At 71.3% G+C, this 13,054-nt stretch carries 8 protein-coding genes; 2 read left to right on the top strand and 6 right to left on the bottom strand.

Features of this window, described 5'->3' with window-relative positions; translation table 11 throughout:
- Positions 1 to 5: 5 nt before the first annotated feature.
- Positions 6 to 1,499 (bottom strand): IMP dehydrogenase, encoded by a 1,494-nt coding sequence (gene guaB / locus MFF58_RS07580; RefSeq protein WP_238286400.1) that lies wholly within the window; start codon positions 1,497 to 1,499, stop codon positions 6 to 8.
- 255 nt (positions 1,500 to 1,754) lie between these two features.
- Complete coding sequence (locus MFF58_RS07575; protein ID WP_238286398.1) at positions 1,755 to 2,645, bottom strand: DUF3313 domain-containing protein; 891 nt, start codon at positions 2,643 to 2,645, stop codon at positions 1,755 to 1,757.
- Positions 2,646 to 2,852: 207 nt separating this feature from the next.
- On the opposite strand from MFF58_RS07575, the gene MFF58_RS07570 reads away from it, so the two are divergent.
- Positions 2,853 to 4,298 carry an MFS transporter gene (locus MFF58_RS07570; RefSeq protein WP_238286396.1) on the top strand — a complete coding sequence of 482 codons (1,446 nt, stop codon included), beginning with the start codon at positions 2,853 to 2,855 and terminating at the stop codon, positions 4,296 to 4,298.
- On the opposite strand, the gene MFF58_RS07565 is transcribed toward MFF58_RS07570, so the two are convergent.
- The 4 genes from MFF58_RS07565 to MFF58_RS07550 all read right to left on the bottom strand — a co-directional run bounded on the left by MFF58_RS07565 (position 4,299) and on the right by MFF58_RS07550 (position 8,016).
- Positions 4,299 to 4,826 (bottom strand): DoxX family protein, encoded by a 528-nt coding sequence (locus MFF58_RS07565; RefSeq protein WP_238286394.1) that lies wholly within the window; start codon positions 4,824 to 4,826, stop codon positions 4,299 to 4,301.
- A gap of 74 nt (positions 4,827 to 4,900) precedes the next feature.
- Positions 4,901 to 6,067, bottom strand: coding sequence for a multidrug effflux MFS transporter (locus MFF58_RS07560; protein ID WP_238286587.1), 1,167 nt, complete (start codon positions 6,065 to 6,067; stop codon positions 4,901 to 4,903).
- A 192-nt stretch (positions 6,068 to 6,259) separates the two neighbouring features.
- On the bottom strand, positions 6,260 to 7,546 hold the full coding sequence (locus MFF58_RS07555; RefSeq protein WP_238286392.1) for an MFS transporter: 1,287 nt from the start codon (positions 7,544 to 7,546) through the stop codon (positions 6,260 to 6,262).
- Between the two features lie 38 nt (positions 7,547 to 7,584).
- A complete protein-coding gene (locus MFF58_RS07550) occupies positions 7,585 to 8,016 on the bottom strand; it encodes a MarR family winged helix-turn-helix transcriptional regulator (protein WP_238286390.1) in 432 nt (143 codons plus the stop codon).
- Positions 8,017 to 8,206: 190 nt separating this feature from the next.
- Here MFF58_RS07550 and MFF58_RS07545 point away from each other — a divergent pair, with 190 nt between their 5' ends.
- Positions 8,207 to 13,051 (top strand): NAD-glutamate dehydrogenase, encoded by a 4,845-nt coding sequence (locus tag MFF58_RS07545; RefSeq protein WP_238286389.1) that lies wholly within the window; start codon positions 8,207 to 8,209, stop codon positions 13,049 to 13,051.
- Positions 13,052 to 13,054 lie beyond the last annotated feature (3 nt).

Raw genomic sequence — 13,054 nt, 5'->3', positions numbered from 1 at the left:
GTTCCTCAGGTCCGCGAGGGATAGTTCGGGCTCTCGCGGGTGATCGTCACGTCGTGGACATGGCTCTCGCGCAGGCCCGCGTTGGTGATGCGGATGAACCGCGCCCGCTCCTGGAATTCCGGGATCGTCGCGCCGCCGACATAGCCCATGGCGGCGCGCAGGCCGCCGGCGAGCTGGTGCAGGACGTTGCCCACCGGGCCCTTGTACGGCACCTGCCCCTCGATGCCCTCCGGCACCAGCTTATGGGTGTCGTTCACCTCGGCCTGGAAGTAGCGGTCGGCCGAGCCGCGCGCCATGGCGCCCACCGAGCCCATGCCGCGGTACGACTTGTAGGAGCGGCCCTGGTACAGGAACACCTCGCCGGGGGCCTCGTCGGTGCCGGCCAGCAGCGAGCCGAGCATCGCCACGGAGGCGCCGGCCGCGATCGCCTTGGCGAGGTCGCCCGAATACTTGATGCCGCCGTCGGCGATGACCGGGATGTCGGCCTCGCCGGCAGCCTCGACGGCCTCGATCAGCGCGGTGAGCTGCGGCACCCCCACCCCGGCGACGATGCGGGTGGTGCAGATCGAGCCCGGCCCGATGCCGACCTTGATGGCGTCGGCGCCGGCATCGATCAGCGCCTGGGCGCCGTCGCGGGTCGCGACGTTGCCGGCGATGACCTGCACGGCGTTCGAGAGCTGCTTCACCCGGGCCACGGCGTCGAGCACCTTGATCGAGTGGCCGTGGGCGGTGTCGACCACGATCACGTCGCAGCCGGCGTCGATCAGGCGCTCGGCGCGCTCGAAGCCGCTGTCGCCCGTCGTCGTGGCCGCCGCGACCCGCAGTCGGCCCTGTTCGTCCTTGACGGCGTTCGGGTAGGCGACGCGCTTCTCGATGTCCTTGACGGTGATCAGGCCGATGCAGCGGTAATGGTCGTCGACGACCAGCAGCTTCTCGATCCGGAACTGGTGGAGCAGGCGCTTGGCCTCGTCCTGGGTCACGCCCTCGCGGACCGTGATCAGGCGGTCGCGGGTCATCAATTCGGCGACGGGCTGCGAGGCATTCGTCGCGAAGCGCACGTCGCGGTTGGTCAGGATGCCGACCAGCTTGCCGCGCGAGCCGTTCGGGCCCCGCTCGACCACCGGGATTCCGGAGATGCGGTTGCGCTTCATCACCTCGAAGGCGTCGGCCAGGGTCTCGTCGGGGTGGATGGTGATCGGGTTCATCACCATGCCCGACTCGTACTTCTTGACGAGGCGGACCTGCTCGGCCTGCTCCGGCGGCTCCAGGTTGCGGTGGATCACGCCCATGCCGCCGTTGGCCGCCATGGCGATGGCCATGGGTGCTTCCGTCACGGTGTCCATCGCCGAGGCGACGATCGGCAGGTTCAGCGGGATAGTCCGGGTGAGCCGCGAGGCCACGTTCACCTCGGTGGGCATCACCGACGAGGCGGCCGGTCGCAGGAGCACATCGTCGAAGGTGAGGCCCTCGATGATCGATGCGGTTTCTACTCGGGCCATGTGCCAACTTTCCTCGGACGGCGGCGCGCAGGGGTGGCGCTGCGGGATCGGGTTGGCAAGTGCCAGTATCACGGGCTCCGCGACGGCGCCAATGCGCGCTTGATGCGTCGCAGCGCGAAATCGCGCATGGCTCGGGTCTTATCCACCTCGGTCGGATCCCCCGGGTCGCACCGGAAGGTGCCGCGACCGTTCTGGCTGGGCTTCAGCGATCGACCGGACGGATCGGCGCTCGCGGGCCGCGCGGCGTGGCGTGCCCTAGCGCAACGCCGGCACGGCAGGCCCCTTGTCGGTGTATTCGGGCGGCAGGCCGATATAGTCGCCCAGGATGCCGTCGATGCCGGGGGCGCGGCCGAACGCCTCGCAATCCGGGTCCAGGGGCGCCTCACCCAGGGTGGTGATGCGGATGCGGTCCCAGGTCGGGAGCGTGTTGGAAGCCGTGAACGGGTCCTCGCCGGTGGCCAGCATGTAGCCGAAATCCTGTCCGAACTCGCCCGCGAGATCGTAGGCGTCGCTGGCGCGGGAGAAGCGCGGCTGACTGGTGAAGGAGTTTGCCGCACCACCCCAGACCATCGCGGCCCGCTGCTCGCGCCGCCGGTCCAGCGCCTCGGCCTCCACCGTGAGGCTGCCCAGGCCGATCGGCACCCGCGGGATCGGCACGCGGCCGACGCCTTCGGCGAAGCTCAGGCCCAGCTGCGACGCCACGGTCACCCCGGCCGAGCCCGCGATGGTCGCGCCGGCGCCGAGGAGGTCCGTGGGATCGACGCGGGTGACCTGCGCGCGCACGGTCAGGTCCGCGTCGCGGCTCGTCACGATGTCATACTTCAGCGACAGGTCGTAGCAGAGCGCCCGGTCGGCGGCGTTGGCGATGAGGCGCCGCTCCGCCGGCGTCAGCGGTGCCGCCCCGGCTACGTCGCCGTGGAAGGCCGTCGGGATGATGCGCACCGTGCGAGCCTTGGCCAGAGCCGGCTGGTCGACGTAGATCCGCGACGCCGAGGCGACCTGGTCGCTGGATTTCAGGCGATCGTAGCGCGTCAGGGAACCGCGGTCGTTCAGCAGGACGGTGCCGCAAGCGGCCACCATCGAGAGGAGCGCGACGCCGGCGGCGATCCGCGGCAGGGAGCGGACCTTGCTGGGGCTGGACTGCATCATTTCCTCTTGGGCCCGGCCCCGGGCCGGCTGGAGCGGACTCACGGCCGCGTGACGGAAACGTAGCCATTGGAGCACCCGCAAAAAAGGTGGGCCTCGTCAGGCACGCAACGTCTGTTGCAGGAGGGATACAATCGCGAAACACGAGGGTGCGAGGTGGCCGCTCGGCCGTGCAACCGTCGCGGCGCGACACGCGTCTGCTGTCTGATGCCCGCCGCCACCCAAAGACCGATCTGGATCGTCCCCCTGACGGTCGCCACCGCGCTGTTCATGGAGAACACCGACTCGACGGTGATCGCCACGGCGCTGCCGAGCATCGCGGCGAGCCTGAACGAAGATCCGATCGCCCTGAAGCTCGCCCTGACCTCCTACCTGGTCAGCCTCGCGATCTTCATCCCAGTGAGCGGCTGGATGGCCGACCGCTACGGGTCGCGGACCGTGTTTCGGGTCGCCCTCGTGGTGTTCATGGCCGGCTCCCTCGCCTGCGCGGCCGCGAACGGCCTCGCGTGGTTCGTCGCCGCGCGGTTCCTCCAGGGGATGGGCGGCGCCATGATGGTGCCGGTGGGTCGTCTCGTCGTGCTGCGCAGCGTGCCGAAATCGCAGCTCGTGACCGCTCTGGCCTACCTGACCTTCCCGGCCCTCGTCGGCCCGGTGCTGGGGCCACCGGTCGGCGGCCTGATCACCACGTGGTTCGACTGGCGGTGGATCTTCTTCATCAACCTGCCGATCGGCTGCGCTGGGATCGTCCTGGCGAGCCTGTACTTCGAGGACGTGCGCGAGCCTGAGCGCCCGCCCCTCGACCTCGCCGGCTTCGTGATCCTCGGTACCGGACTTGCCGCGCTGATGCTCGGTCTGGCATCCCTGGGCCGCCACCTGCTGCCGGCGGCCGTCTCGTGGGGCTGCCTCGGCGCCGGCGCGGTGCTGCTGCCGCTGTATTGGGCGCATGCCAGGCGGGCCGCCCAACCGATCGTGCGGCTCGACCTGATGCAGCGGCCGACCTTCCGGGTCGCGGTGATCGGCGGCAGCCTGTTCCGCATCGGTACCGGCGCGATCCCGTTCCTGCTGCCACTGATGCTGCAGGTCGGCTTCGGCCTCGACGCCCTGCATTCCGGTCTGATCACCTTCGCGGCGGCGGCCGGCGCGATGTTCGTGAAGACCCTGGCGCCGAGGATCCTGCGCCGCACGGGCTTCCGGACCCTGATGGTCTGGAACGCGCTGGTCGCGTCGGTCTTCCTGGCGGTCAACGGGTTCTACACCGCGCAGACCTCGCACTGGATCATGGTGGCCCTGCTGTTCGCCGGCGGCTGCTCGCGCTCGATCCAGTTCACCTGCGTCAACGCCATCGCGTACGCCGATCTCGAATCCCGCGAGATGAGCGCGGCGACGAGCTTCGCCAGCGTCTGCCAGCAGCTGTCGCTGAGCCTCGGCGTCACGCTGGGCGCGCTGGCGCTGGAGGGAACGGCCGCGTGGCACGGGCGCGCGCAGATCGAGGCCGGTGATTTCGGGCCGGCCTTCTTCGTCGTCGCGATGATCTCGGCGGCGTCCGTGCTGGGGTTCCGGAAGCTGGTGCCGGATGCCGGCGCGGAGATCTCCGGCCGGACGACCGCCGCCGCGCCGCCGCCGGTCGCCGAGATGAAGCCGCGGCACGGCTGATCAGGCCGCCGCGCGGGCGGGGGCGCGCCCAGCGGGCCGCTTGCCGCCGCCCCGTGCGGCGTTGCTCTTCGCCGCGGTCTTGGCGGCGGCGGGCTTCGCGCTCGGCGCGGACCCCCGGACTTCGCTGCGCCAGCCCTGCCAGCTCCACGCCCCCGGGCCCGTCAGGGCGTACATCAGGAAGCCCCCCGCCAAGCCCAGATCGGCCAGCATCAGCGTGCGCTCCGCGACCGCCGCCGGGCCGACGAAGTGCCAGAACGGGTGGAGCACGAAGGCCGTCACGGTCGCGAAGGCGGCGAGCGCCACGCCGGTCAGCCGCGGCAGCACGCCGAGCATCAACGCCAGGGGGCCGAAGACCTGCACCACCACGGCGGCGGTGGCGACGCCGTTCGGGAACGGCATGCCGCTGCCGGCGAGCGTCAGGGCGAATCCCGAGACGTTGAGCGCCCGCGCGATCCCGGTGGGCAGGAGCGCGGCCGCGAGCAGCATGCGCGCAGCGAAAAGGGTTCCGTCCTGGGCGCGGGCGATCATGGGTGGATCCGGTCGGCGGGAATGACAACTGGAGCTTGGCGATCTCCGCTGAAGACCGCGTTAAGCGGGACGCCTCAGCCGCCGACCCCACCGCGGAACAACCGGCCCCGCTCCGTCCAGGCGACCACGAGCAGCGCGAGCCCGCCGAGGCTGGCGTAGCCGAGCGACACCGGCAGAACGGTGCCGTCGAAGGCCTGCCCGATCAGGAAGCCGCAGAAGGCGCCGAGGATGGTCGTGTAGAAGCCGAGGAACGACGAGGCCGTGCCCGCGATGGCGCCGAGGGGCTCCAGCGCCAGCGCGTTGAAATTCGGCATCGCGAAGCTCATCAGGAACTGGTTCAGCGCGAGGAGCGCCAGGAACAGCACCAGCGGCGGACGGCCCTGGTAGGCGAACCCGACGCAGACCTGCATCAGCGCGACCACCGTGAAGGCGATGACCCCGCCGTGGGACATCGCCCGCATCCCGACCCGCCGGACGACGCGGGCGTTGATCAGCGTCGCGGCCCCCATGGCACCCGCCACCAGCCCGAAGGCCAGCGGGAAGAGCGGTCCCAGGTGGTACAGGCCAGTGTCGAATACCTGCTGGGCCGAGCCCACGTAGCCCATGATGCAGCCGGTCATCAGGCCCAGGGCCGTGGTGTACCCGATGGCGACGCGGGTCCGGAGCGTCAGGCGGATCGCCTCCCAGGTAGCGGCGGGCGAGAGCGGGCGGCGGTATTCCGGGTGCAGCGTCTCCGGCATCCGCAGGGAGAACCACACGCTCAGCCAGAAGGCCAGGACCAGCATCGAGACGAAGACGTAGATCCAGGAGCCCAGCGCCAGCATCATGCCGCCGATTGCGGGGGCGATCATCGGGACGATCAGGAACACCATCATGGTGAGCGACATCACGCTCGCCATCTCGCGACCGGCGAAGCGGTCGCGCACGATCGCCACTGAGAGCACGCGCCCGCCGGCCGCGCCGATGCCCTGGATGATCCGCGCGGCCAGCAGCCACCCGAAGCTCGGAGCCACCATGGCGAGCCCGCAGCCCACCACGTAGACGGCGAGGCTGGCGAGCAGCACCGGCCGTCGGCCGAGGGCGTCGGAGACCGGCCCGTAGACGATCTGCGCGAAGCCGAAGCCGATCATGTAGACGTAGACGAGGAGCTGCAGCCGGTTGGGATCCGGCACGGCGAAGCGCGCCTCGATCGCCGGGAAGGCCGGCAGCAGGTTGTCGATGGAGATCGCCGTCACCGCCATCATGAGCGCGATGATGGCGACGAACTCGGCGAAGCCCGGTCCCGACCAGGGGCGCGGGGCGCGAACGTCCTGGACCGGCGGCACGGGCCGGATCGCGATGGTCAAGGCGGACTCTCGGATTGCGAGGAAGGCGGCCGATCAGGGCTCGTCCTTCGCGGCGCACTTGTGACAACCCCGCCCGCGCGGCGCAGTTCAGGCCGTCAGCGGACGCAGGACCGGCTCGGCGGGCTTGCGGCCGACGAAGACCGCCATCAGGGCGGCGACGAGGCAGAGCAGCCCCGCCGACACGAAGGCGCCGAGATAGGTGCCGCTGTCGGTCCGGACCATGCCGGCGAGCCAGGCCGCCGAGGCCGCGCCGATCTGGTGCGCGGCCGCGATCCAGCCGAACATCAGCGCGGCGTTCTCCTCGCCGAAGGACTTGCCCGCGAGCTGGACGGTGGGCGGCACCGTGGCGATCCAGTCGAGCCCGTAGAAGACCGCGAACAGCGACAGGCCGTAGAAGCTGTAATCGAAGGAATAGGGCAGGAAGATCAGCGAGAGCCCGCGCAGGCCGTAGTACCAGGCCAGGAGCTTGCGCGAATCGAACCGGTCCGTGAGCCACCCCGAGGCGGTTGTGCCGATCAGGTCGCAGATCCCCATCAGCGCCAGCAGGCCCGCCGCCGTGACTTCGGCGATGCCGTGGTCGATGCAGGCGGGGATCAGGTGGGTGCCGATGAGGCCGTTGGTCGAGGCGCCGCAGATGAAGAACGTGCCGGCGAGCAGCCAGAAATCCCGGGATTGCAGGCCGATCCGCAATCCGCGCAGGGCGCGCACCGCCGGGTTCTCGGCCAGGACCGGCGTCGGCGTCACCGTGTCCTCGCCGTAGCGGGGCAGGCCGAGATCCGCCGGCCGGTCGCGCAGCAGAAGCGCGGCCAGCGGGATCAGCGCCAACGTGGCGGCCGCGACCACCAGGGAGACCGAGCGCCACCCCTGCCCGACCGCGAGCGAGGCCAGCATCGGCAGGAAGACGAGCTGGCCGGTGGCGCTGCTGGCCGTGAGCAGGCCGAGCACGAGGCCGCGGCGCTTGGCGAACCACCGCCCCGCCACGGTGGCGCCGAGGACGTTGGCGACCATGCCGGAGCCCGATCCGACCACGAGGCCCCAGAGCAGAACCATCTGCCACGGCGCGGTCATCAGGCTGGTGGCGGCGGTGCCGATCGCCAGGATGAGGAGCGCCGTGCAGACCGAGCGCCGCAGGCCGAACCGCTCGATGATCGCCACCGCGAAGGGACCGATCATTCCGTACAGGAAGATGTTGAGTGCGATCCCCACGCTGATCGTGGCGGCCGTCCAGCCGAACTCCCGCTCCCACGGCACGATCAGCACGCTCGGGGTGGCGCGCACGCCGGCGCCGACCAGCAGCACCACGAAGGTGATCGCCACGACCACCCAGGCATAGTGCAGGCGCTGCCCTGAGGGCGTCTCGAGACTGGCGGACATGGACGGGCTCCGGGGTACGAGGGCCTGGGGCGACGGATTCAGGAGGCGGAGATCAGGGCATCCGCCAGGGCCGCCACGGCCCCGGGCGCGACCCGGGCGTTGATGCGGGCCTGGGCGTCCCGCCAGTAGGGGATCGCCGCCGCGATGGCGTCGCGGCCGGCCTCGGTCAGGACCACCACGCGCTCGCGGGCATCGACCGCACCGGCCGCGATCCGCACGAGGCCGCGCCGCTCCAGCGGGTCGAGGTTGCGGCCCATCGTGGTCCGCTCCAGGGCCGCCTCGGCGGCGAGCCGCGTCACCGGGGTCGGACCCAGGCGGTCGAGCAGGCGCAAAATGGCGAACTGGGTCACCCGCAGGCCCGACGGACGCAGGGCCGCGTCGTAGGCCGTGGTCACGGCGCGCGTGGCGCGCCGCAGCGCCGAGCAGGTGCAGGGCTCCAGGGAAGCCCGGGGGTGCGATTCGTCGGACACGATGCGGGTATATGCACGTTTCGCGGCGTCGGCAAGGCGCCTGCAAGGCGACGGCGAGGTGGTGGGGAGCGGGTCCTGACGGTTCGCGCCGATCGACACCCGTCGACCGGCAAACTGGCGGGGAGTGTCATCGACACGGCCGATCACGCTGCTATCGCTTGGGCGAGTGACCCGGTTCGGGAGACGCGCGATGACACTCGAGACCGCCACGGCACTGTCCTCCTCGGAGCAGAAGACGGCCCGGACCGGGCTGATCGAGGCGGCCGCCGACATCGTCACTGGACAGGGTGGCCCGGGCGGCTTCGTCCGCGACCTGTTCGGACGCGTGACGCCGGAGGATCTCGCCTCCTACGGCGCCGGGGCTCTCGCCGAACTCGCCGGGCGCGCCCGGTCGTTCCTGTCCGAGCCCCGCCGGCCGGGCGATCCGGCACGGCTGCGCCTGAGCGAGGGTGAACTCGCGCGCGACGGCCGGGCGCGGGAGATGACGATCCTCGAAGTCGTCAACGACAACCGGCCGTTCCTGCTGGATTCGACCCTCGCCGAACTCGCCGAGCAGGGCCTGTCGGCGCAGCTCGTCGCCCACCCGATCCTCGGCGTCGAGCGGGATGGCGGGGGCGCGCTGATCCGCGTGGTCGGAGAGACCACCGCGGATGCCCACGGCAGCCTCGCGCGCGAGAGCTTCATCCACATTCACCTCGACCGCCTCTCCGACGAGGCCGGGGAGCGGCTGCTCGCCGCCCTCGCGCCGGTCTACCGGGACGTCGCCCTGGCGAGCGCCGACCACGACGCCATGCTGGCACAGCTGAGCGACCTCTCCGAGAATCTCGGCCGTTCGCCGACTCCGATTCCGGAGGGAGAGACCGCCGAGGCGCGGGCCTTCCTCGACTGGCTGAAGGACGGCCAGTTCCTGCTCCTGGGGATGCAGCAGCACGGTATCGACGGCGAGGCGCATCCCCTTGTCGAGGGTTCGAGCCTCGGCGTGCTGCGCGATCCGGGCGCAACGCCCCTGCGCCGCGGCCGCACGCCCGTCGACTACACCCCGGAAATCCTCGCCTTTCTGGAAGAGCCGCAGCCGCTCATCATCACGAAGGCCAGCGTGAAGTCGCGGGTCCACCGGTCCGCCTACCTGGACTATGTCGGCGTCAAGCTGTTCTCCGGCTCCGGCAAGCTGTCGGGCGAGGTGCGGATCGTCGGCCTGTTCACCGCCTCGGCCTACACCAGCCCTGCCCGCGAGGTGCCGGTGCTTCGCCGGAAGGTCGAGGCCGTGGTCCAGCGCGCGGGCCTCGACCCGACGAGCCATGCCGGGCGCAGCCTGCTCGCCGTGCTGGAGAGCTACCCGCGCGACGAGCTGTTCCAGATCGACGGCGAGCGGCTCTTCCGGTTCACCCTGGCGATCGCGGCGCTGGCCGACCGGCCGCGGGTGCGCGTGCTGTCCCGGCCGGACCGGTTCGGCCGCTTCGTCTCGCTCCTCGTCTACGTGCCGAAGGACCGCTACGATTCAACCGTGCGCGGCCGGATCGGCGGCTACCTCGCCGAAGCCTATGGCGGCCGGCTCAGCGCCGCCTATCCCGATTATCCGGAGGGCTCGCTCGCCCGAATCCACTACATCATCGGCCTGCCCGATCAGGGCAGCCCGGAGCACGATCCCGCGGCCCTCGAGGCCGGCATCGCCACCCTGGTCCGGACCTGGGGCGACGCGCTGCGGGCCGCCCTCGCGGAGGCCCAGGGCGGTGATCGAGCGCGCCTGCTGGCCTCGCGCTACGCCGAGGCTTTCTCGGTCGCCTACCGCGACAACTTCCATCCCGAGGCGGCGGTCGCCGACGTGGCGATCCTGGAGGGCCTCGGCGAGGCACAGCCCCGGGCCGTGCATCTCGGACGCCGGTCGAGCGACCCCGCCGCGCAGGTTCGCCTGAAGGTGTTCTCGCGGGGCACCGCCATCGCCCTCTCCGACCGGGTGCCGGCCCTGGAGAATCTCGGCTTCCGCGTCATCAACGAGCGCACCTACCGGATCGTGCCCACGGGCGCCGACGAGGCGGCCCGGATCTGGCTGCACGACATGCTGATCGAGCGTGCCACCGGCGAGGCCGTCGACCTGGCGGCGCTGGAGCGGCCGCTGGAAGTCGCGATGCTCGCCATCGCCGAAGGCGCCGCCGAGTCGGACGGTTACAACCGGCTGATCCTCGAAGCCGCCCTGCCCTGGCGCGAGGCGGCGCTCCTGCGTGCGCTCGGGCGCTACCTGCGGCAGCTCCGCATCCGCTACGGACAGGATTACCTCGCCGGCACGCTCAGCCGCCATGCGGGAATCGCCCGAGCCATCGTCGCGCTGTTCCACGCCCGGTTCGACCCAGCCGCGACAGCGGATCGGTCGGACCGGGAGGCGGAGATCCGCGGCGGCATCGAGACGGCGCTCGCGGACGTCACGAGCCTCGACGACGACCGGATCCTGCGCCGCTTCGTCAATCTCGTCGAGGCTGCGGTGCGGACGAACTTCTTCCAAACCGGCGCGGACGGGCAGCCCCGGGAGACGATCAGCTTCAAGTTCAGCTGCGCGAAGGTCACAGCGATGCCGCTGCCGCGGCCGTTCTTCGAGATCTTCGTCTATTCGCCCCGGGTCGAGGGCGTGCACCTGCGCTTCGGCTACGTCGCCCGTGGCGGCCTGCGCTGGTCCGACCGGCCGGAGGATTTCCGCACCGAGATCCTGGGCCTCGTGAAGGCTCAGCAGGTCAAGAACGCCGTGATCGTGCCCGTGGGCGCCAAGGGCGGATTCTTCCCGAAGCGCCTGCCGCCGGCCTCCGACCGTGCCGCCTGGATGCAGGAGGGCACCGAGAGCTACCGGATCTTCATCCGCACGCTGCTGGAACTCACCGACAACATCGTCGACAACGCCATCGTGCCCCCGCCCGATACGGTCCGGCACGATCCCGACGACGCCTATCTGGTGGTCGCCGCCGACAAGGGCACCGCCACCTTCTCCGACATCGCCAACGCCCTCTCGCTGGAGAAGGGCCACTGGCTGGGCGACGCCTTCGCGTCCGGCGGCAGCCAGGGCTACGACCACAAGGGTATGGGCATCACCGCCCGTGGCGCCTGGGAGGCGGTGCGCCGCCATTTCCTCGAAATCGACGTCGACGTTCAGCGCGATCCGATCACCACGGTCGGCGTCGGCGACATGTCGGGGGACGTGTTCGGCAACGGGATGCTGCTCTCGGAAAGCATCCGGCTGATCGCGGCCTTCGACCACCGGGACATCTTCCTCGACCCGAATCCCGACGCGGCCGCGAGCTTCAAGGAGCGGCGGCGGCTGTTCGATCTCGGTCGCTCCTCCTGGGGCGACTACGACCGATCGCTGATCTCCGCGGGCGGTGGGGTGTTCTCCCGCAGCCTCAAGACCGTGCCGCTCTCGGAGCCGGTCCGCGCCGCCCTCGGCTTCGACCGGCCCGAGGCGACGCCCACCGAGCTGATGCAGGCGATCCTGAAGGCGCCCGCCGACCTGCTGTGGTTCGGCGGCATCGGCACCTATGTCCGCGCCACCGCCGAGACCGACGAGGATGCCGGCGACCGTGCCAACGACGCCGTCCGCATCACCGGGCCGGAGCTGCGCGCGAGGGTCGTCGGCGAGGGCGCCAATCTCGGCCTGACGCAGCGCGGGCGCATCGAGGCGGCGCGCGCGGGTGTGCGGCTCAACACCGACGCGATCGACAACTCGGCCGGCGTGAACACCTCCGACGTCGAGGTCAACATCAAGATCGCCCTGATGATTCCGGAGCGGGACGGGCGGCTCAGCTACGAGGCGCGCAACGCCCTGCTCGCCACGATGACCGACGAGGTCGGGCACCTCGTCCTGCGCAACAACGCGTTGCAGACGCTCGCGCTGTCGCTCGCCCAGCGCGGCGGTCTCGGCGAGACCGGCTTCGCCATGCGGACCATGCAGGCCCTGGAAGCCCAGGGCCGGCTGGACCGGGCGGTGGAGTATCTGCCCGACGACGCAGCGCTCACCGAGCGGATGCGCCGGAACGAGGGCCTGACGCGACCGGAATTTGCCGTGCTCCTCGCCTACGCGAAGCTGTCGCTCCACGACGCGATCCTCGACAGCGCCGTGCCGAACGATCCGTATTTCGACCGCGAGCTGCAACGCTACTTCCCGAGGGCCCTGCGCGAGCGGTTCCCCGACGCCGTGAAGGCGCACCGCCTTCGCCGCGAGATCATCGCGACGGCGCTGGCCAACATCATCGTCAACCGCGGCGGCCCGTCCCTGGTCAGCCGCCTGACCGACGGCACCGGCGCCGACGCGGCGACCATCGCCAAGGCCTACGCGGTGACCCGCGACGCCTTCGGGCTGATGGAGCTGAACCTCAGCATCGACGGACTCGCGGGCCGGATCCCCGGGCAGGGCCAGCTCGGCCTCTACGCGGAGGTGCAGGACCTGCTGACCAACCGGATCGTCTGGTTCATCCGCAACCTCGACCTGAGCGGAGGCCTCGCGCCGGTGGTCGCCCGCTATCGGGACGGCGTCGCCGCGGTGGAGGCGGCCCTCCCGAAGGTGCTGGGCGACGAGGCGCGTGCCGCGATCGCCGCCCGCGAGGCGGACCTGGCCGGGTTCGGCATGGCGGGGGCGCAGGCCCGGCGTCTCGCTTCGCTGACCGCCCTCGTCTCCGCCCCCGACATCGTCCGGGTCGCCGAGGCAAGCGGCCGGCCGGTGGAGGAGGTGGCGGCGACGCATTTTGCCCTAGAGCACGCGTTCCGCCTCGACGACCTCGCCGCCGCGGCCCGCACGGTTCCGGTGGCCGACACCTTCGACCGGGTCGCCCTGGAGCGCGCGGTGGCGGGCATCGCGGCCGCCCACCGCAAGCTCACCGCCGAGGTCGTGGCCGATCTCGGGGCCGGCCCGGGGGCGGTGGAGGCCTGGGCGAAGGCCCGCGGCGCGCCGCTCGCCCGCATCCGCGAGGCGGTGGACGCGATCAGCGCCTCTGGCCTCACGGTCTCCAAGGCCACGGTGGCGGCGAGCCTGCTGGGTGATCTCGTCCGGACCGACTGACCG

The organism is Methylobacterium longum, from assembly GCF_022179385.1.
GTDB lineage: Bacteria > Pseudomonadota > Alphaproteobacteria > Rhizobiales > Beijerinckiaceae > Methylobacterium > Methylobacterium longum.
This window is presented reverse-complemented; position numbering and strand designations above follow the sequence as displayed.

What these genes read in the sequence shown, in the direction of transcription:
- guaB (WP_238286400.1), bottom strand. Translation starts at nt 1,499, where the DNA reads ATGGCCCGAGTAGAAACCGCATCGATCATCGAGGGCCTCACCTTCGAC.
- MFF58_RS07575 (WP_238286398.1), bottom strand. Translation starts at nt 2,645, where the DNA reads ATGCAGTCCAGCCCCAGCAAGGTCCGCTCCCTGCCGCGGATCGCCGCC.
- MFF58_RS07570 (WP_238286396.1), top strand. Translation starts at nt 2,853, where the DNA reads ATGCCCGCCGCCACCCAAAGACCGATCTGGATCGTCCCCCTGACGGTC.
- MFF58_RS07565 (WP_238286394.1), bottom strand. Translation starts at nt 4,826, where the DNA reads ATGATCGCCCGCGCCCAGGACGGAACCCTTTTCGCTGCGCGCATGCTG.
- MFF58_RS07560 (WP_238286587.1), bottom strand. Translation starts at nt 6,067, where the DNA reads ATGGCGGTGACGGCGATCTCCATCGACAACCTGCTGCCGGCCTTCCCG.
- MFF58_RS07555 (WP_238286392.1), bottom strand. Translation starts at nt 7,546, where the DNA reads ATGTCCGCCAGTCTCGAGACGCCCTCAGGGCAGCGCCTGCACTATGCC.
- MFF58_RS07545 (WP_238286389.1), top strand. Translation starts at nt 8,207, where the DNA reads ATGACACTCGAGACCGCCACGGCACTGTCCTCCTCGGAGCAGAAGACG.